The sequence below is a fragment of the Microbacterium sp. 05T445 genome (assembly GCF_056395865.1).
Map to the genome: position 1 here is coordinate 947,139 of NZ_JBFTKJ010000002.1, position 18,959 is coordinate 966,097.

Genomic DNA, 18,959 nt, shown 5'->3' on the forward strand with positions numbered 1-18,959 from the left:
GCTGCACGGAGCAGGCCGGCAGGAAGCTGGTCCCCTGTGGTGGGTTCCCCGACATCTCGTGGCGGGTGATCTTCGACTGGTGACCAGCGCTGGCGAGTCCCGCGGCATCGCCGCGCGCCGAGATCTGCCTGTTCCTGCTCCTTCGATTGACCCTCGCCCGGCACACGGCCGCGCGAGGCTAAACAAAGAAGGAGAGACCTCTTGGAAGGTCCTGAAATCACCGCCGCCGAAGCCGTCCTCGACAACGGCCGCTTCGGCACCCGCACCGTCCGGTTCGAGACCGGACGACTGGCGCAGCAGGCACAGGGTGCCGTCGCCGCCTACCTCGACGAGGAGACGATGCTCCTCTCGGCCACCAGCGCCGGGAAGCACCCTCGTGAGGGCTTCGACTTCTTCCCGCTGACCGTCGACGTCGAAGAGCGCTCGTACGCCGCCGGAAAGATCCCCGGATCGTTCTTCCGCCGCGAAGGACGCCCCTCCACCGAGGCGATCCTCGTCTGCCGTCTGATCGACCGTCCGCTGCGTCCGTCGTTCGTCGACGGCCTGCGCAACGAGGTCCAGATCGTCGTCACCGTCCTGTCGATCGCTCCGGGCGAGTTCTACGACGCGCTGGCGATCAACGCCGCCTCGCTGTCGACCCAGATCTCGGGCCTGCCGTTCTCGGGCCCGATCGCCGGTGTGCGCCTCGCGCTCATCCCCGGCCACGGCGACCACGCAGACCAGTGGGTCGCGTTCCCGAACGTCAAGCAGCTCGAAGAGGCCGTCTTCGACCTCATCGTCGCGGGCCGCGTGCTCGAAGACGGCGACGTCGCGATCATGATGGTCGAGGCCGAGGCCACGGAGGGTTCCTGGAACCTCATCAAGGGCGGCGCCACCAAGCCCAGCGAAGAGATCGTCGCGCAGGGCCTTGAGGCGTCCAAGCCGTTCATCAAGGAGCTCGTCGCCGCGCAGAACGTCGTGGCCAACACCGCCGCGAAGGAGATCCAGGAGTACCCGGTGTTCCCGGCGTACGGCCAGGAGACCTACGACTTCGTCGCCGGCCGCGCATACGACGAGCTGGTGGGCATCTACCAGATCGCCGACAAGCAGGAGCGCCAGAACGCCGACGACGCCGTCAAGGACCGCGTCAAGGCCGAGCTGATCGCCGCCGTCGAGGCGAACGAGCTGCCCGCCGTGGCGACGCTGGAGTTCTCCGCCGCCTACAAGTCGGTCACCAAGAAGATCGTCCGCGGCCGGATCCTCAGCGAGGGCGTCCGCATCGACGGTCGCGGCCTGGCCGACATCCGTCCGCTCGACGCGGAGGTGCAGGTCATCCCGCGCGTCCACGGCTCGGCGATCTTCCAGCGCGGCGAGACCCAGATCCTGGGCGTCACCACGCTGAACATGCTCAAGATGGAGCAGCAGATCGACTCGCTGTCGCCCGTCACGCACAAGCGCTACATGCACCACTACAACTTCCCGCCCTACTCGACGGGTGAGACCGGTCGTGTGGGCAGCCCGAAGCGCCGCGAGATCGGCCACGGCTTCCTGGCAGAGCGCGCGCTCGTGCCGGTGCTGCCCAGCCGCGAGGAGTTCCCCTACGCGATCCGTCAGGTGTCCGAGGCCCTCGGCTCCAACGGCTCGACGTCGATGGGCTCGGTGTGCGCCTCGACCCTGTCGCTGCTGAACGCGGGTGTGCCGCTGCGCGCCCCCGTCGCCGGCATCGCCATGGGCCTCGTGTCGGACCAGGTCGACGGCCAGACGCGCTACGCCGCGCTGACCGACATCCTGGGCGCCGAGGACGCGCTCGGCGACATGGACTTCAAGGTCGCCGGCACGAGCGAGTTCGTCACCGCGATCCAGCTCGACACGAAGCTCGACGGCATCCCGTCGTCGGTGCTCTCGGCCGCGCTGACGCAGGCCAAGGAGGCGCGCCTGACGATCCTCGGTGTGCTCAACGCCGCGATCGACGGCCCGGACGAGATGGCTCCGACGGCGCCGCGCGTGATCAGCGTGCAGATCCCGGTCGACAAGATCGGCGAGCTCATCGGGCCCAAGGGCAAGACGATCAACGCGATCCAGGACGAGACCGGCGCCGACATCTCCATCGAGGAGGACGGCACCGTCTACATCGGCGCCGTCGACGGCCCGTCGGCCGAGGCCGCCCGTGCCCAGGTGAACGCCATCGCCAACCCCACCAACCCTGAGGTCGGCGAGCAGTTCCTCGGAACTGTCGTGAAGATCGCGACGTTCGGCGCGTTCATCTCGCTCCTGCCCGGCAAGGACGGCCTGCTGCACGTCAGCGAGGTCCGCAAGCTCGCCGGCGGCAAGCGCGTGGAGAACGTCGAGGACGTGCTCAACGTGGGCCAGAAGCTGCTCGTGAAGATCACGAAGATCGACGACCGCGGCAAGCTCTCGCTCGAGCCGGTGCTCGAGGAGGCCGCCGACCAGGAAGGTCGCGCCGCGGCCAGCGAGGGCCCGGAGGCTCCCGCCGAAGGCTGATCCGCCCGGTTCCGCACGGATGCCCGTCCCTCATCGAGGGGCGGGCATCCGTCGTCCGGTGAGCTTTTTGCATGTTGTGTCCTCCGAACGGAGGACAAAACACCGGCGATAGGCGGTTCGTGACCGAAGCGTTATGTAATGTTTATCGACAGTTCGCCTGTGCGCGCGGTGTCTTGTCCGGAGTGTCCTACCCTCTAAGTACGCGCCGGGGGGTGCGTGACAGTGATCACGAAGGTTCCGCAAGGACCGACGTGAGGGGGTGGCACATGGCTTATTTCGGCGTTGACTCGACGCTTCCCGCGATGAGCGCGGATGCCGATGCCTCTGTCGCGCGCGCTCCGCACCCGTCCGCACCGATCCCGGTGCAGGGTCCCGCGGTCGGCAGCAACGTGCGCGTCGCGCTCGGCGAGGGCGGGCCAGACGTCTTCCCGCTGATCCTCGGAGCCGCGGAGTTCGGCTGGAACGTCGACCTCGAATCGAGCCACGCCATCCTCGACGCCTACGTCGAGCTGGGCGGCAACGCGGTGCACACCGCAGACAGCTACTCCAGCGGGCGCAGCGAGCACATCATCGGCCAGTGGCTGCGTTCACGCGGCCTGCGCGACGACGTCGTCCTCGGGGTGCGCGTCGGCGGCCACGCCGACAACCCGGGGCTGGGCCCGGTCAACCTCATCCGCGCCGTCGAGGCGTCGCTGACGCGCCTGGGCACCGACCGCATCGACGTGCTGTACCTCGACGCCACGACCGACTCGGCCTCGGCGCTGGAGGACACGCTCGCGACGGCCGAGTGGCTGGTGGAGACCGGCAAGGCCCGCGCGCTGGGCGCGATCGGGTACACCGCGGCGCAGCTGGTCGAGGCGCGCATCTTCGCCTCGGCGGGGTACCCGCGCATCACCGTGCTGGACGTTCCGTTCAATGTGCTGAGACGTCACGAGTTCGACGCCGACCTGCGCCTGGTCGCCGGCGCGCAGGGGATGGCGGTGACGCCCTCCCACGCGCTCGAGCACGGCTTCCTGGCCGGACGCCAGCGGTCGAAGCTGCGCGGCGCCCTGTCGGTGCGCGGCGCGCAGCTGGCAGCCAACCTCAACCGGCGCGGCAGCCGCACGCTGCGCGCGCTGGACTCGGTCGGAGGCGAGCTGGGCGTGCCGGACGCAGCGGTCGCGGTCGCGTGGCTGCTCGCGCAGAAGCTCGTCACGGCCCCGATCGTGAACGCGTACGCGCCGCAGCATGTCGAGGAGCTCGCGCAGGGCGTGGGTGTGCGGCTGAGCCGTTCGCAGCTGGCAGACATCGCCCGCGCCGCCGAGTAGGCCCGACGCGGCCGACGCTGTCCACAGGTCAGGGAGGCGGCATCCGGTCGTGGCATAGGGTGGAGGTCGTGCCTTCCCCAGGGCACGCAACCCCGACGGAGTGAGCTGCGTGACGCACTACATCTACCTCGTGCGGCATGGTGAGCATCAGGATGCCGAGCACGGACTCGTCGACGGGCCCCTGTCCCCGCGCGGTCGACGTCAGGCCGCCCTGCTGGCCGATCGCCTCTCGGGCGTGCCCTTCGACGCGGTGTGGCACTCCCCGCTCGAGCGGGCGAGCCAGACCGCACGTGCGGTGGCCGAGCGGATGCCGTCGCTGAAGCCGGAGCCCTCCGCGCTGCTGTTCGACTGCGTGCCGACCGGGATGACCGATCAGACGCCGGCGGCGTTCGAGCCGTTCTTCGGCTCGGTGACCGAGGCCGAGATCGAGGCGGGCAGCGCCCAGATGTCGGACGCCGTCAGCGAGTTCCTGGTGCGCAAGCGCGGTGAGGTGCACGAGCTCCTGATCACCCACAACTTCGTGATCGCGTGGTTCGTGCGCGAGGTGCTGCAGGCGCCGGACTGGCGGTGGATGACGCTCAACCAGGCGCACTGCGGGCTGTCGGTCATCGCGCAGAAGCAGGGTCGGCCGTGGACCCTGCTGTCGCACAACGACATGGCCCACCTGCCGGTCGAACTGCGCACCGGGCTGCCCGAGGTCTACCCCGTCTGACGCTTCGGTAACGGTTGGGCAACGGTTCGCCGCCGGATGTCAGGATGCGGCCCGTTGCGGACATTTCTCAGTGACGGAGTGCTCGATCGCTGTGCCGGATCGTGCCTGGCGACGATGCGCGCCGTTGCGACAGCGGTCGCCGTCCTCGGGTGACGATCGCTGCGCGTCCGCCGTTCTCGCCCTCCCCAGACGGAGTCGCCATGCGCCGTACCGCCCCCCTCGCCCTGTTCGCCACCGCCGCCCTCGCCGTCGCGCTCGCTGCGTGCTCCTCGCCGTCCGACGACGGCACGCCCGACCCGGCCGACTCGCCGCTGAACAAGTACATGATGGCCGTGTGGGGCGGGGACCTGTCCGAGGACGAGCAGCAGGCGCGGTTCGACAAGGAGAACAAGCAGCGAGAAGAGCTCATCGCCGAGTGCATGGCAGAAGAGGGCTTCGAGTACATCCCCAACGTCGGCAACGGCAGCGTCGTGATGTCCTCGGGGGAGGAGTGGAAGCCCGACGACCGCACCTGGGTCGCACAGTACGGGTACGGGATGGTGAACTCACCCGGTCGCGATGAGCCCGTCTCCGACGAGGGCTCGTACGTCGACCCGAACCAGGACTACGTCATGAGCCTGTCGGAGTCCGAGCAGCAGGCCTTCTACGAGACGCTGAGCGGACCGCCCATCCCGGAGGACCAGCTCAACGAGGACGGCTCCTACGAGTACGACTGGGAGCAGGCGGGCTGCTCGGGCTACGCGCAGCACGAACTCGACCAGAAGAACCCGGCGATGTCGGACGAGTTCAAGCCGCTCATGAAGGACCTCGAGGAGTTCTGGACGAAGATGCAGAAGTCCGACGCGTACGGCGACATCGACCAGGCCTGGGCCTCCTGCATGGCCGACGCGGGGCACACCGGCTACAAGGCGCAGGCCGACGCGCAGACGCAGTTCAGCGAGGAGCTCAACGCCTACTACGAGAAGCAGACCGAGTGGGTGGAGGACGACCCCGAGCTCGCCGAGCTCGGTGAGAAGGAGATCGAGGTGGCGCTGGCCGACCTCGACTGCCGCAAGAAGACCGACTTCCGCGCCGCGCAGACCAAGCTGCAGTACGCGCTGGAGGAGGAGTTCATCGCCGACCACAAGGCCGAGCTCGACGCGCTGAAGGCGGCGGCGGAGCAGGGCCGCTGACGTGGAGCGTACGACCGACTCCGCGCCCGACGGTGACCGTGCCGACGTCGCCGGCCCTCCGCGGGGAGACGAAGGCCCGGCCCTCGATCTCGACCCGGGTGGCGCGCCCGCCGCATCGGAGGGGGCGGATGCTGCACCCGACGGGTTCGCCCAGCTGATCGCCCCCGAACCCGACGCCGACACGGGGGCCGCACCCGCTGCGCGGGAGGGAATCCGCGCGCGCTGGCGGCGCGTCTTCGACGGCAACCGCGCGCTGTGGATCGTCGCCGGCATCGCCGTGGTGAGCCTCGTCGCCGGTCTGCTCGTCGGCAGGTTCGTCGTCTCGCCGGCGGATGCGGCCGCTCACGCGGAACCGCCCGAGCCCGGCCTCGTCACGGTGCCCGTGGAGTTCGGCGAGCTCAGCAACGACGTCACCATCCGCGGCGAGGTCGGGTACGCCGACGCGACGGATGTGACCCTCGACACCTCGTCGCTGTCGGGGCCGGCGATCGTCACCGGTCGCGTGCCGGAGGCCGGTGCCGAGTTCGGGCCGCTGTCGATCGCACTGGAGATCGCCGGGCGGCCGGTCATCGTGCTGCCGGGCGACCTGCCCGCGTACCGCACGATCCGGATCGGGATGTCGGGGCCCGACGTCGCGCAGTTCAAGCAGGCGATGGCGGGGCTCGGCATCGACGTGGGGGATCCGGCATCCGATGTCTTCGATGCGGCGGCGGCGCGGGCGGTGACCGCGCTGTACGAACGCGTCGGCTACCTGCCGCCGGCCGCGGTGGAGGGGAGCGCGGAGGCGCTGCGCGGGGCGCAGGACGGCGTGACGGCCGCGCAGCAGGCGCTCGCCGCGGCGAACGACGAGCTCGTGCGCGCCGGCGCCGGGGCGTCGGCGGTCGCGCTGCGGGAGGCCGACAACCAGGTCGCCCGCGCGCAGCGGCAGCTCGACGCCGCGCGGGCGGAGGATCCGGTGGATCCCCTGCAGGTGGCCGACCTCGAGGATGCGCTCGCCCTCGCCAAGCTGCAGCGCGCGGAGGTCGCGACGCCGCCGGACGTGCGTTCGCAGCGCGCCGCGGTCGATTCGGCCCGCGCGCAGCTCACGCAGGCGCAGGAGGCACTCACGCGAGCGCGCGAGGAGACGCTGCCGTCGCTGCCGTCGAGCGAGATCCTCTACCTGGGTGCGCTGCCGCGCCGCGTGGACGAGGTAAAGGCGACGCGCGGGGCGCTCCTGCAGGGTGTCGCGATGACCGTGTCGGGCGCGTCGCTCGAACTGACGGGATCGGCCGCCGAAGCCGACGCGAAGCTGCTCGAGGTCGGGGGAGAGGCATCTTTCGAGCTTCCGGACGGATCGCGTCATCGTGCCGTGATCGCCGAGGTCGCCCCGGGGAAGGAGTCGAGCGCCCGGTGGAGCATCGGCTTCACGCCGGATCCGCTGGCACCCGAGCAGGTCCAGCAACTGCAGGGGGCGAACGTCCGGGTGTCGATCCCCGTCGGGGCCACCGAGGGCGAGGTGCTCCACGTGCCGCTCGCGGCGGTGACCGCGGGGCCAGGCGGCGAGAGCCGCGTGGAGGTCGTCGAGGGCGATCCGCGCGACGGCGATCGCGCCGAGACCCGGCTCGTGGTGGTCGAGACGGGCCTCGCGGCCGATGGTGCGGTGGAAGTGCGCGCCGTCGACGGCGGCCTCGAGGAGGGCGACCTGGTCGTGGTGGGCCGATGACGGCGCCGCTGATCGAGCTGCGGGACGTCACGCGATCCTTCCCGGGACCGCCCGAGGTGCAGGCGCTGAAGGGCGCGTCGCTGCGCATCGACGCGGGCGACTACGTCTCGATCGTCGGACCGAGCGGATCGGGCAAGTCCACGATGCTCAACATCCTGGGCCTGCTGGACCGGCCGAGCGTCGGCGAGTATCGCATCGAGGGGCACCTCACCGGTGCGCTGACCGAGGACCAGCGCGCGACGGTGAGGGCGCACCGCATCGGCTTCGTGTTCCAGTCGTTCCACCTCATGGCGCGGCGCACGGTGCTCGACAACGTGCTCATGCCGATGCTCTACAGCGGCGTGCCGCGCGCCGAGCGCGAGCCGCGAGCCCGAGAGGTGCTCGACCGCGTCGGCCTGGGTCATCGCGTCGAATTCCTCCCGGGGACGCTTTCCGGCGGCGAGCGGCAGCGGGTCGCGGTGGCGCGCGCGGTGGTCAGCCGGCCGAGCCTGGTACTGGCCGACGAGCCGACCGGCAACCTCGACGCGAACACCACCGGCGGCGTGCTCGACGTCTTCGACGAGCTGAACGCCGACGGCCTGACGCTGGTCGTCATCACGCACGACCCGAACGTCGCCGCCCGGGCGGGGCGCACCCTGCGCATCTCCGACGGACGCCTGCAGGAGGTCGCGTGAGCACGCTCCTGGAGGAGGGCGTGACGGATGCCGCGCCCGACGACGCCGTCCTCGTGCCCAAGGTGCCGCGCGCCGACCGCTTCCGGTTCGGCGATCTGCTCGCCGAGTCCACGGCCGACATCGGCACCCGCCCGGCCCGGCTGGTCATGACGCTGCTGGGCACGGTCCTCGGCATCGGCGCGCTCGTGGCCACGCTGGGATTCGCTCAGACGGCGGCAGGACAGATCGCCCGTCAGTTCGACGCGGTCGCGGCGACGCAGGTCGTCGTGGAACCGGCATCCGCCCGCACTGCCACCGGCAAGACCGTCGCGACGTCCATGCTCCCATGGGATGCCGCCGATCGCGTGGCGCGTCTGGTCGGCGTCGAGTCGGCCGCGCTCGTGGGCGAGGTCGACCTCGGCGACGAGACCATCACCGCGGTGCCGGTGAACGACCCGTCGGCGCCCGCGACGGCGTCGCCGCCGCTGTTCGGCGCGACGGCGGATCTGCTCACGGTGACCGGTGCGCGACTGGTGACGGGACGCATGTTCGATGAGGGCCACGACGTCCGCGGCGACCGTGTGGCGGTGCTCGGCGCTCGCGCCGCGGAGCGCCTCGGCATCAACCGCGTCGACAGTCAGCCCTCGATCTTCATCGCGGGGCTGGCATACGCCGTCATCGGCATCTTCGACGACTCCGAGCGCCGGGCGGACCTGCTCGACGCGGTGGTGGTGCCGATGTCGACCGCGAGAGCGGATGTCGCGCTCGGCGCCGCGGAGCAGCTGGTGATCCGCATCGTCCCCGGCGCCGGCCCGCAGGTCGGCGAGCAGGCGGCCGTCGTGCTCGCCCCCGACGTCCCCGACGCGTTCGAGATCTCGGCGCCGACCACGCGCTCGGATCTCAGCGAGAACGTGCAGGCCGACGTGAACGTGGTGTTCCTCATCCTGGGCGGCATCGTGCTGCTGGCCGGAGGGCTGGGCATCGCGAACGTGACGATGCTGACCGTCATGGAGCGCACTCCCGAGATCGGCCTGCGACGCGCCCTCGGCGCGACGGGGCGCCAGATCGCAGGACAGTTCATGGTGGAGTCCGTCGTGATCGGCCTGCTCGGCGGCCTCATCGGCGCCTCGGTCGGCGTGATCGCCGTCGTGGCCGTCTCACTCGTGCAGCAGTGGACGCCGATCGTGGATCCGTGGGTCGCGGTCGGCGGCGCGCTCCTGGGCGCGGTGGTCGGCCTCGTCGCCGGCGGCATCCCCGCACGCCGCGCGGCACGCATCGAGCCGGTCACCGCGCTGCGCTCGACCTGAACGGCGGCCCGCGGGGCGGTCAGAGCGCCAGGGCGTACCAGCGGGTCGCGTTGGGGTTGTCGTTGTACGGCTCGATCGCCGTGAAGCCCATACGGGCGTACAGCGCGCCGGCGGCCCCGAGCGAGTGATGGGTGTCGAGCACGAGCTCGGCGGCGCCGAACGCGCGGGCGCGCTCGACGAGGTCCTCGACGAGCAGGCGCCCCCAGCCGCGCCCGCGCGTGATGGGACGCAGGTACAGGTGCTTGAGCTCGTAGCGGGTGCCGAGCGGTCCCGGGGCGATGAGGCGGATGCCGCCGCAGCCCTGGGCGACGCCCTCGTCGTCGTCGACCACCACGAAGACCCCGGCGGGCGGGACGAACGCAGCGGGGTCGGGGAACGTCGTGCGGTAGGAGACCCCCTGGAGGGCGAAGCCGTCGGTGCGCGACCGGAAGTACTCGGCGAGGAGCTCGTGCGCGTCGGGGGCGTCGACGGGGGAGGGGCGCAATGTCACCACCTCTTCAGCGTAGGCGTCATACCGGCCCGCTCCGGCCGGCCGGCCACAGGGCCCCGCCTAGGATGGAGCCATGACGACTCGCGTGGCCATCGTCGGCGGTACCGGAAAGCTCGGCGGCATCATCCGCGACGCGGTCGAGGCCGAGCCCGGGTTCGAGGTGGCCGCCGTGCTGTCGTCGCGCTCGGAGCTGTCGGAGCTCGAGGGCGCCGACCTCGTCGTCGATGCCTCCACTCCGGCCGTGTCGGTCGACGTCGTCCGCGCGGCGATCGAACGCGGCATCAACGTGCTCGTCGGCACGTCGGGCTGGTCCGCCGAGCGCATCGCGCTGGTGCGCCCGCTCGTCGAGGCCGCAGGCACCGGCGTCGTGTTCATCCCGAACTTCTCGCTCGGCTCCGTGCTCGGATCGGCCCTCGCCGCCGCGGCGGCGCCGTTCTTCCCGTCGATCGAGATCGTCGAGTCGCACCGCGAGACCAAGATCGACTCGCCCAGCGGCACCGCGGTGCGCACGGCCGAGCTCATCGCCGCCGCCCGCGAGGACGTCGGACCGGTCGAGTCGCCCCACATCGACCAACGCGCCCGCGGCCAGCAGGTCGCGAGCGTGCCGATCCACTCGCTCCGCCGCCCCGGCGTCGTCGCCCGTCAGGAGACGATCCTCTCCGGCGCGGGGGAGTCGCTCACGATCGTCCACGACACGGTCGAGCCGGCGCAGGCGTACGCCCCCGGCATCCGCATCGCCCTCGCGGCCGCCCGCGACGCGCGCGGGGTGATCGTCGGCCTGGACAGCCTCATCGACATCGGCATCGGTCGTCCCGCCGCACGCGCCGACCGCCCGGTCGACGAGGGCGGCGTGCCCGGTCAGGTCGCGCGCACCACCGGCGCATGAGCGCGCGCATCGGCGTCGCCGTCATGGCGGTGCTCCTCGCGCTGTACATCGCCCTCGTCGGCCAGCGCGCGTGGCTGCTCATCGCCAGCGGTGACGGCATCGGCATCGCGATGGGCCTGGGGCTCATCGTGCTGCCGCTGATCGCGGCCTGGGCGCTCGGTCGCGAGCTGTGGTTCGGCGTGCGCGCGCAGCAGCTCGGTCGCCGGCTCGAAGCCGAGGACGCCCTCCCGCAGGAGGAGGTCACCGTGCGGCCCAGCGGCCGCGTCATCCGGGAGGATGCGGATGCCGTCTTCCCGGCGTACCGCGCCGACGTCGAGGAGCACCCCGACGACTGGCGCGCGTGGTACCGCCTGGGTCTCGCCTACGACGCCGCCGGCGATCGCCGCCGGGCTCGCGAGGCCGTGCGCACCGCCATCCGCCTCGAGACCGCCGACCGCCCGCGCTGACGCGGATCGCCGACGCCGGGGCTCAGGATGCCGCCGGCACCGCGGCCGCGACGGCGTCTTCGACCGTCGCGTGCGAGAACGTGAAGCCCGAGGCCGTGAGCGCGTCCGGGACGACGTCCATATCGGCGGTGAGGATGGCCTCGGTCGCGTCGGCGCCGAGCACCAGCTTCATGCCCCACACCGGCGCGCGCAGCAGGAACGGCCGATTCATGCGCACGGCGAGGGCGAAGCCGAGGTCGTTCGCGGTGGCGCGCGTCGGTCCGGTGAGGTTCACCGGTCCGGTGAGCTTCGCGTCCAAGACATGGCGGATGGCGCGTACCTCGTCGTCCAGCGAGATCCACGGCCACACCTGCGTCCCACGGCCGATGGGGCCGCTGACCCCCAGGCGCGTCAGGAGGAGGAGCGGCTTGAGGACCCCCTCCGCGTGCACGATCGGGGCGGTGCGCAGCACGGCGACCGCGGCATCCGCTCCGGCGCCGAAGGCGGCCCCCTCCCACTCGCCGCACAGGTCCGCCAGGAACGACTCGCCGCGTGGGGCGTCCTCGGTCAGGCGCACGCCCGGCGCCGTGCCGTAGTAGCCGACGGCCGACGCCGAGACGAGATGCGGTGCATCCGCTCCCAGCTCGCGTACGGCGCGGGCCAGGGCACGGGTCGGGGTGACGCGCGACCACAGCAGCGTGCTCTTGTACGACGGGGTCCAGGGGAACCTACCGATGCTGGCGCCGTTGAGCCCGACGACGGCGTCGGCGCCGGCGAGCACGCTGGGGTCCAGAGGCTCGTCGGTGGTGAGCCACTCCACCTCGTGCGCGGCCTCGGCGGGCCGGCGCACGAGCGTCGTCACCTCGACGCCGTCGGCGCGCAGGCTCTCCACCAGCGCCCCGCCGATCAGCCCCGACGCGCCGGCGACGACGACGCGTCCGCCGCTGTCACCGGCCGCACGGCGTTCAGGCAAGCGTCGCCTCGAGCGTGATCTCGATGCCCGCGAGCGCCTGCGAGACCGGGCAGCCGACCTTGGCGCTCTGCGCGATGCGCTCGAAGTCCTCGGGCTCCAGCCCCGGTACGACGGCGTTGACGTTGAGGTGGCTGCCGGTGATGCCGGTGCCCGGCTTGAAGGTGACGGATGCGGTCGTCTCGACCGACTCCGGCGGGGTGCCGTTCTCGGCGAGCGCGCTGGACAGCGCCATGCTGAAGCAGGACGAGTGGGCCGCGGCGATGAGCTCCTCCGGCGTCGTCACCGAGGTCGAGCCCTCGCTGCGCGCCTTCCAGTTCACGGGGAAGGCGCCGATGCCCGAGGAGACGAACGCGACCTCGCCCGAGCCGTCGATGAGTCCGCCCTTCCAGGCGGTGGTGGCTTCGCTCGTGACGGTCATGGGGGGCCTCCTCGCTCGTCGCGCCCGTGTCCCGGGCGTCGAGCGCCAGCCTAACGGCGCGGGATGCCGCGACGCGACGGGTTGACGGCCGTTCGCCGCGTGTTCAGGCCGCCGCGGGACGGGCGCGCCCGACGATGCCGGCGCGCTGCAGCAGCAGGTAGAGCTGGCAGCCCAGGCACAGCCCGAACACGGCGTTCAGGAAGGCGGCCACGAACGCGGCCGCAGCGGCGATCGTCAGCCCCCACGGAACGCCGGCCAGCTGGAGGACGAGACCGATCGCGGAGACGAACAGTCCGACGCCCTGCGCGAAGCGCGGCGGGCGCGGGTCTTCGAACTCGCTCGGCGGCGCCAGGCGCGGTGCGACCGCCTTGCGGTACAGCACGCCCCACGGCGCCGTGCGGGGGGACAGCACCGCCCACAGGAACAGCAGCGCGATGACCAGCAGCAGCAGGAACGCCGGGTCGAGGAAGCGCTGCGCGACCGTGGCGTACGAGATGAGCCACGGGCTGGCCTCGGGGGCGAACACGGCGCCGGCGAGCGGCTGGTACGCGAACCAGCCGAAGGAAGCCACCGTGCCCTCGGGGACCTGGGCGGTCGAGAGCCCCGTGAGGCCGAGGAACACGTCGATCAGCAGCAGCACCGATGTGATGGCGGCGACGAAGCGGGGACCGCGGGGATCGATGCCGCGGGGGGCGGCATCCGCCTTCTCAGACACTGGCGTCCTCCGCGATCAGGCGGTTGAGCTCGAGCTCGAGCACGTCCCGGCCGGGGGTGCCGCCGAACCGTGTCTGCACGACGCCGTTGCGGTCGAGCATGAGCGTCGTCGGCGTCTGCAGCACGCGGAAGTGCTTCGCGATGTCGGGGCGGTGCGTGAGGTCGACATCGAGGTGCCGCACGCCGACGTGGTCATCGGCGATCGCCGAGAGGGTGCGGTGCACGCCAGGGCAACGGGCGCACATCTCGGTGCTGAACTGCAGCAGCGTGGCGACCTCGCCGAGGCCGTCGGCGCCCAGCCGGTGCGGCTCGATGACCTCGTGCTGGACGTCGTGGCGGGCCCGCCCGGTCCGCGCGTTGAGCACGATGCCAGCGACCAGCGTCGCCGCGAGGAGCGCGGCGATCGCGATGAGGGCTCCGACCAGGGTCACAGCAGATCAGGCTAACCCCTTTCGGCTGTGTGGGGACCGGATGCCGCAATATGACGATTCCGGCGTAACACGGGGCGGTGCGCGACGGTGTCGTCTCGGCGTGCGCACGGCCTCACTGCGCGACCCGCGGGTATCGTGGCAGCCGTGACGAGCCCGACGATCCCGACCCCGTACGAGGACCTGCTGCGCGACGTGCTCGAGCACGGCACGCACAAGGACGACCGCACCGGCACCGGTACGACCAGCGCCTTCGGCCGGCAGATCCGGTTCGACCTGTCGCAGGGGTTCCCCCTCATCACGACCAAGCGCGTCCACTTCAAGTCGATCGCCTACGAACTGCTGTGGTTCCTGCGCGGCGAGTCGAACGTCGGGTGGCTGCAGGACAACGGCGTGACCATCTGGGACGAGTGGGCGGACGCCCACGGCGAGCTCGGTCCGGTGTATGGCGTGCAGTGGCGCTCCTGGCCGACGCCGTCGGGGGAGCACATCGACCAGATCGCACTCGTACTCGACCAGATCCGTGCCAACCCCGACTCGCGGCGCCTGATCGTGTCGGCGTGGAACCCGGCCGACATCCCCGACATGGCGTTGGCCCCGTGCCACGCGCTGTTCCAGTTCTATGTGGCCGACGGAAAGCTGTCCTGCCAGCTCTATCAGCGCAGCGCCGACCTCTTCCTCGGTGTGCCCTTCAACATCGCCTCGTACGCGCTGCTGACGCTCATGGTGGCGCAGCAGGCCGGGCTCGAGCCCGGCGACTTCGTGTGGACCGGCGGCGACTGCCACATCTACGACAACCACCTGGAGCAGGTGCGCGAGCAGCTGACGCGCGAGCCCTACCCGTACCCCACCCTGCGCTTCGCGCGGAAGCCGGCGTCGATCTTCGACTACGAGTACGACGACTTCGTCGTCGAGGACTATCAGCACCACCCGGCGATCCGCGGCGCGGTCGCGGTATGACCGCTCCCGTCGGCCTCATCTGGGCCGAGGCGCACGACGGGGTGATCGGGGCGGACGGCGGCATGCCGTGGCATGTGCCCGAGGACCTCGCCCACTTCAAGGCGGTGACGCTCGGCGCGCCGGTGGTGATGGGCCGGCGCACGTGGGAGTCCTTCCCTGCGCGGTTCCGCCCGCTTCCCGGGCGGCGCAACATCGTGATCACCCGGCAGGAGGACTGGTCGGATGCCGGCGCCGAGCGTGCCGGATCGCTCGAGGCCGCTCTGGTGACGGCCTCCGAGGGGGAGCCCGAGCGGATCTGGGTCATCGGCGGCGGTCAGCTCTACCGCGAGGCCATCGCGCTGGCGGATCTGCTGGAGGTCACCGAGCTCGACGTCTCGGTGACCGGCGACACCACCGCCCCCGACCGCACGTCCTGGCGGACCGTGGCGGCCGCACCGGCCGAGGGCTGGGCGACCTCGGGCTCCGGCATCCGCTATCGCTTCCTGACGCTCGTACGCGCCTGACGCCGCCGCGTAGGCTGGCGCGCATGGCGAAGACGGCACTCATCACCGGCGCGAGCTCGGGACTCGGCGCGGAGTACGCACGGCAGCTCGCGTCCAAAGGGGCCGACCTGGTGCTCGTCGCACGCGACAAGGCGGCGCTCGACGAGATCGCGACAAGGCTCCGGGCGACATACGGCGTCAAGGTCGACGTGCTGGCGGCGGATCTGCTCAAGCCCCGCCAGCGCGAGAAGGTCGAGGCGCGCATCACCGACGCCGAGCGGCCGATCGAGATCCTCGTCAACAACGCCGGCTTCGGGCTGCCGCTCGCGTTCGAGCGCAACGACATCGACGACGAGGTTCGCCACCTGCAGCTGCACGTCGAGGTGCCGATGCGCCTCACGCACACGGCGCTGGGCGCGATGCTGGCCCGCGGGCACGGCCGCATCGTCAACGTCGCCTCCGTCGCCGCGTTCATCCCTCGCTCCACGTACGGGGCGTGCAAGGGATGGCTGGTGAGCTTCAGCCGCTGGGCCAACGGCCGCTACCGCCCGCGCGGCGTGACGGTCACCGCGGTCTGCCCGGGCTACACGCACACCAGCTTCCACGAGCGGATGGGGCTGGCGCCCGGCAGCGAGGGCGTCCCGGCGACGATGTGGCTCGATGCGCGCGACGTCGTGGCCGAGTCGCTGCGCGACGTCTCGCGGGGCGCGGCGGTGTCGATCCCGTCGCTGCGGTACAAGGCGCTCGCTACGCTCGCGCGCCTGGCGCCGCCCTCCGTGGCGGCGCGCATCGGCGAGCGGGGGCGCTGACACAAACGGCCCGCTGCGGTCATCGGCTGACACGGCGGCACGCGCAGGGCTCGGCATCCCGATAATCTGAAGGCATGACGCATACGGGCAACCCCTTCGGACAGGTGCTCGTCGCGCTCGTCACCCCCATGACGGCCGACGGCGAGGTCGACTGGCCCGCTGTCGAGAAGCACATCGACGACGTCATCACCGCGGGAGCCGACGGCATCGTCGTGACCGGCACCACGGGCGAGACGTCGACCCTCACCGACGCGGAGAAGATCCGCCTGGTCGAGGTGGGCAAGGATGTCGCGGCCGGCCGCGCCAAGATCATCACCGGCGGCGGGTCCAACGAGACCGCGCACGCGATCGAGCTCTACAAGGCCAGCGAGAAGGTCGGCGCCGACGGCATCATGATCGTCACGCCGTACTACAACAAGCCCACGCAGGCCGGCATCCTCACGCACTTCCGCCTCGTCGCGGACGCCACCGACCTGCCGGTCATCCTCTACGACATCCCCGGTCGCACCGGTGTGCCCATCAAGTACGAGACGATCCTCCGTCTCGCCAAGCACCCGAACATCCTCGCCATCAAGGACGCCAAGGGCGACTTCAGCGAGGTGAGCCGCGTGCTCAACCAGACCGACCTGATGTACTTCTCGGGCGACGACGCCAACGTGCTGCCGCACCTGGCGATCGGCGCGACGGGGCTCATCGGCGTCACGGCGAACATCGCCCCCGCGCCGTACCGCGCGATCGTCGACGCCGTCAACGCCGGCGACCTCAAGACCGCCACCGCCGCGCACCAGCAGCTGGAGCCGCTCGTGCGCGCCGTCATGACGCACGTGCCCGGCACGGTGTCGGCGAAGTACATCCTGCACGGCCTCGGCCGCATCTCGAGCCCGCGGGTGCGCCTGCCGCTGGTGGGCCCGGAGGAGTGGGAGGCCGCGAAGATCGAGGACGAACTGGCCCTGGTGACGGATGTGCCCGGTGCCGACTTCTCGAACTTCCGCCCCGACCGCAACGCCGCCGCCGGCGGCGCGCTGCCGAAGGTCTCGGGCACCACGAGGTGACCGCAGTGCCGGTGCTGTGCCGGGGCGCCGCCGCGACAAGCGAGCGGATGCCGTACCCCGCCGCACCGGCCGCCCCCGGGCCCGTGCACACAAGACGTTGAAACAGGCCGCCCGGAGGCGGTGAACCGAGATCCTCCCGAGGAGGCCCCATAATGCCCACCACTCCCTACGATCCGCCTGAGCTGGAAGCCGGCACCCTGCGCATCGTCCCCCTCGGCGGGCTCGGCGAGGTAGGACGCAACATGACAGTGTTCGAGTACGGCGGGAAGCTGCTCGTCGTGGACTGCGGCGTGCTGTTCCCTGAAGAGCACCAGCCCGGCGTCGACCTGATCCTGCCCGACTTCGAGCCCATCAAGCACCGGCTGAACGACATCGTCGCCGTCGTGCTCACGCACGGTCACGAGGACCACATCGGCGCGGTGCCGTATCTGCTCAAGCTCAAGGGCGACATCCCCATCATCGGCAGCGGTCTGACGCTGGCGCTGACCGAGGCGAAGCTCAAGGAGCACCGGATCAAGCCGTTCAGCATGACGGTCACCGAGGGGCAGCGGGAGAACCTCGGGCCGTTCGAGCTCGAGTTCGTCGCGGTCAACCACTCGATCCCCGACGCGCTCGCGGTCGCGATCCGCACGCCCGCGGGGCTCGTGCTCGCGACCGGCGACTTCAAGATGGACCAGCTGCCGCTGGACGGCCGCATCACCGACCTGCGGTCGTTCGCGCGGCTGGGCGAAGAGGGCGTCGACCTGTTCCTCGTGGACTCCACCAATGCCGACGTGCCGGGCTTCACGCCCACCGAGCGCTCGATCGGACCCGTGCTCGACCAGGTGATCGCCAAGGCGCCGCGCCGGGTGGTCGTCGCGAGCTTCTCCAGCCACGTGCACCGCGTGCAGCAGGTGCTCGATGCCGCGGCCGCCCACGGCCGGCGGGTGGCGTTCCTCGGTCGCAGCATGGTGCGCAACATGACCATCGCCGACGACCTCGGGTACCTGAACGTCCCCGAGGGCGTGCTCATCGACTACAAGAAGGCGCGCGACCTGCCCGACGACCAGATCGTCTACATGTCGACGGGGTCGCAGGGGGAGCCGATGGCCGTGCTCAGCCGCATGGCGAACCTCGACCACGCGATCGAGCCGGGCCCCGGCGACACCGTCATCCTCGCTTCGAGCCTCATCCCGGGCAACGAGAACGCGGTCTACCGCGTGATCGACGGGCTCACCAAGCTCGGCGCGAACGTGGTGCACAAGGGCAACGCCAAGGTGCACGTGTCGGGCCACGCCGCCGCCGGCGAGCTGCTGTACTGCTACAACATCCTGAAGCCGAAGAACGTGCTTCCCGTGCACGGCGAGTACCGCCACCTGATGGCGAACGCGCGCCTCGCGCAGGACACCGGCATCGCGCCGGAGCGGACGATCCTCGCCGAGAACGGCACCGTCATCGACCTCAAGGACGGTGACGCGCGCGTCGTCGGCCAGCTGGACCTCGGCTTCGTGTACGTCGACGGCTCGACCGTCGGCGAGATCACGGATGCCGACCTCAAGGATCGCCGCATCCTCGGCGAAGAGGGGTTCATCTCGGTGATCGTCGTCGTGGACGCCTCGACGGGCAAGATCATCTCGGGACCCGAGGTGCACGCCCGCGGCTTCGCCGAGGACGACGCCGTCTTCGAGGACGTCAAGCCCAAGATCGCGGCGGCGCTCGCCGAGGCGGCGAAGTCGGGTGTGCGCGACCAGCACGCGCTGTCGCAGGTGGTGCGCCGCACCATCGGCCGCTGGGTCAACCAGTCGCTGCGCCGGCGGCCGATGATCGTCCCGCTCGTCATCGAGGCCTAGCCCGGGTCGCCGACGCCGCGCATCGCGTCGGCGTCGGCGTCGGCCGGGTGAGCGACCCTGACGGCGCCTCGGCGCGGGCGGGGTCGCGCCGGCCGTCATCGCGCCGTAACACGCGGGCCGTACGATCGCGTCGTGGCCTCCACCTTCCGCATCCGCGAC

The 18,959-nt window shown here is 71.3% G+C and carries 19 protein-coding genes; 14 read left to right on the forward strand and 5 right to left on the reverse strand.

Going from position 1 to position 18,959, the window contains the following annotated elements:
- The first annotated feature begins 201 nt into the window (after nt 1-201).
- From AC1DDU_RS13900 to AC1DDU_RS13930, 7 genes are all read left to right on the forward strand, one after another.
- Nucleotides 202-2,481 (forward strand): polyribonucleotide nucleotidyltransferase, encoded by a 2,280-nt coding sequence (locus AC1DDU_RS13900; RefSeq protein ID WP_477435057.1) that lies wholly within the window; start codon nt 202-204, stop codon nt 2,479-2,481.
- A gap of 266 nt (nt 2,482-2,747) precedes the next feature.
- Entirely contained in the window at nt 2,748-3,788 is a 1,041-nt protein-coding gene (locus AC1DDU_RS13905; protein WP_477435059.1) for an aldo/keto reductase, read from the forward strand.
- 109 nt (nt 3,789-3,897) lie between these two features.
- Entirely contained in the window at nt 3,898-4,500 is a 603-nt protein-coding gene (locus AC1DDU_RS13910; RefSeq protein ID WP_477435061.1) for a histidine phosphatase family protein, read from the forward strand.
- 200 nt (nt 4,501-4,700) lie between these two features.
- Nucleotides 4,701-5,672, forward strand: coding sequence for a hypothetical protein (locus tag AC1DDU_RS13915; protein WP_477435063.1), 972 nt, complete (start codon nt 4,701-4,703; stop codon nt 5,670-5,672).
- A 1-nt stretch (nt 5,673) separates the two neighbouring features.
- Entirely contained in the window at nt 5,674-7,374 is a 1,701-nt protein-coding gene (locus tag AC1DDU_RS13920; RefSeq protein ID WP_477435065.1) for an efflux RND transporter periplasmic adaptor subunit, read from the forward strand.
- Nucleotides 7,371-8,048 (forward strand): ABC transporter ATP-binding protein, encoded by a 678-nt coding sequence (locus tag AC1DDU_RS13925; protein ID WP_477435067.1) that lies wholly within the window; start codon nt 7,371-7,373, stop codon nt 8,046-8,048. Before AC1DDU_RS13920 ends, AC1DDU_RS13925 begins: the two co-directional genes overlap by 4 nt.
- The gene (locus tag AC1DDU_RS13930) at nt 8,045-9,334 is read left to right on the forward strand and encodes an ABC transporter permease (protein ID WP_477435069.1); all 1,290 of its coding nucleotides are present in this window, start codon (nt 8,045-8,047) and stop codon (nt 9,332-9,334) included. Before AC1DDU_RS13925 ends, AC1DDU_RS13930 begins: the two co-directional genes overlap by 4 nt.
- 19 nt (nt 9,335-9,353) lie before the next feature.
- Here AC1DDU_RS13930 and AC1DDU_RS13935 read toward each other — a convergent pair whose 3' ends face one another.
- The gene (locus AC1DDU_RS13935) at nt 9,354-9,827 is read right to left on the reverse strand and encodes a GNAT family N-acetyltransferase (protein ID WP_477435071.1); all 474 of its coding nucleotides are present in this window, start codon (nt 9,825-9,827) and stop codon (nt 9,354-9,356) included.
- A 70-nt stretch (nt 9,828-9,897) separates the two neighbouring features.
- Here AC1DDU_RS13935 and dapB point away from each other — a divergent pair, with 70 nt between their 5' ends.
- Together dapB and AC1DDU_RS13945 are read left to right on the forward strand one after the other, a co-directional pair.
- Nucleotides 9,898-10,710 carry a 4-hydroxy-tetrahydrodipicolinate reductase gene (gene dapB / locus AC1DDU_RS13940; RefSeq protein ID WP_477435073.1) on the forward strand — a complete coding sequence of 271 codons (813 nt, stop codon included), beginning with the start codon at nt 9,898-9,900 and terminating at the stop codon, nt 10,708-10,710.
- Nucleotides 10,707-11,156 carry a hypothetical protein gene (locus tag AC1DDU_RS13945; RefSeq protein WP_477435075.1) on the forward strand — a complete coding sequence of 150 codons (450 nt, stop codon included), beginning with the start codon at nt 10,707-10,709 and terminating at the stop codon, nt 11,154-11,156. The genes dapB and AC1DDU_RS13945 overlap by 4 nt, the downstream gene beginning before the upstream one ends.
- 22 nt (nt 11,157-11,178) lie before the next feature.
- Here AC1DDU_RS13945 and AC1DDU_RS13950 read toward each other — a convergent pair whose 3' ends face one another.
- From AC1DDU_RS13950 to AC1DDU_RS13965, 4 genes are all read right to left on the reverse strand, one after another.
- Complete coding sequence (locus AC1DDU_RS13950) at nt 11,179-12,108, reverse strand: TIGR01777 family oxidoreductase (protein ID WP_477435077.1); 930 nt, start codon at nt 12,106-12,108, stop codon at nt 11,179-11,181.
- The gene (locus tag AC1DDU_RS13955) at nt 12,101-12,526 is read right to left on the reverse strand and encodes an OsmC family peroxiredoxin (RefSeq protein ID WP_477435079.1); all 426 of its coding nucleotides are present in this window, start codon (nt 12,524-12,526) and stop codon (nt 12,101-12,103) included. Before AC1DDU_RS13955 ends, AC1DDU_RS13950 begins: the two co-directional genes overlap by 8 nt.
- 103 nt (nt 12,527-12,629) lie before the next feature.
- On the reverse strand, nt 12,630-13,241 hold the full coding sequence (locus AC1DDU_RS13960) for a DUF4395 domain-containing protein (protein WP_477435081.1): 612 nt from the start codon (nt 13,239-13,241) through the stop codon (nt 12,630-12,632).
- Nucleotides 13,234-13,671: a TlpA family protein disulfide reductase gene (locus tag AC1DDU_RS13965; protein ID WP_477435083.1), complete on the reverse strand. Its 438-nt coding sequence runs from the start codon at nt 13,669-13,671 to the stop codon at nt 13,234-13,236. Before AC1DDU_RS13965 ends, AC1DDU_RS13960 begins: the two co-directional genes overlap by 8 nt.
- A 144-nt stretch (nt 13,672-13,815) precedes the next feature.
- On the opposite strand from AC1DDU_RS13965, the gene AC1DDU_RS13970 reads away from it, so the two are divergent.
- From AC1DDU_RS13970 to AC1DDU_RS13990, 5 genes are all read left to right on the forward strand, one after another.
- On the forward strand, nt 13,816-14,628 hold the full coding sequence (locus tag AC1DDU_RS13970) for a thymidylate synthase (RefSeq protein ID WP_477435085.1): 813 nt from the start codon (nt 13,816-13,818) through the stop codon (nt 14,626-14,628).
- Nucleotides 14,625-15,131 (forward strand): dihydrofolate reductase, encoded by a 507-nt coding sequence (locus tag AC1DDU_RS13975; protein WP_477435087.1) that lies wholly within the window; start codon nt 14,625-14,627, stop codon nt 15,129-15,131. Before AC1DDU_RS13970 ends, AC1DDU_RS13975 begins: the two co-directional genes overlap by 4 nt.
- Before the next feature lie 23 nt (nt 15,132-15,154).
- Nucleotides 15,155-15,919: an SDR family NAD(P)-dependent oxidoreductase gene (locus tag AC1DDU_RS13980; RefSeq protein WP_477435089.1), complete on the forward strand. Its 765-nt coding sequence runs from the start codon at nt 15,155-15,157 to the stop codon at nt 15,917-15,919.
- A 74-nt stretch (nt 15,920-15,993) separates the two neighbouring features.
- The gene (dapA, locus tag AC1DDU_RS13985; protein ID WP_477435091.1) at nt 15,994-16,971 is read left to right on the forward strand and encodes a 4-hydroxy-tetrahydrodipicolinate synthase; all 978 of its coding nucleotides are present in this window, start codon (nt 15,994-15,996) and stop codon (nt 16,969-16,971) included.
- Between the two features lie 152 nt (nt 16,972-17,123).
- A complete protein-coding gene (locus tag AC1DDU_RS13990; protein WP_477435093.1) occupies nt 17,124-18,800 on the forward strand; it encodes a ribonuclease J in 1,677 nt (558 codons plus the stop codon).
- Nucleotides 18,801-18,959 lie beyond the last annotated feature (159 nt).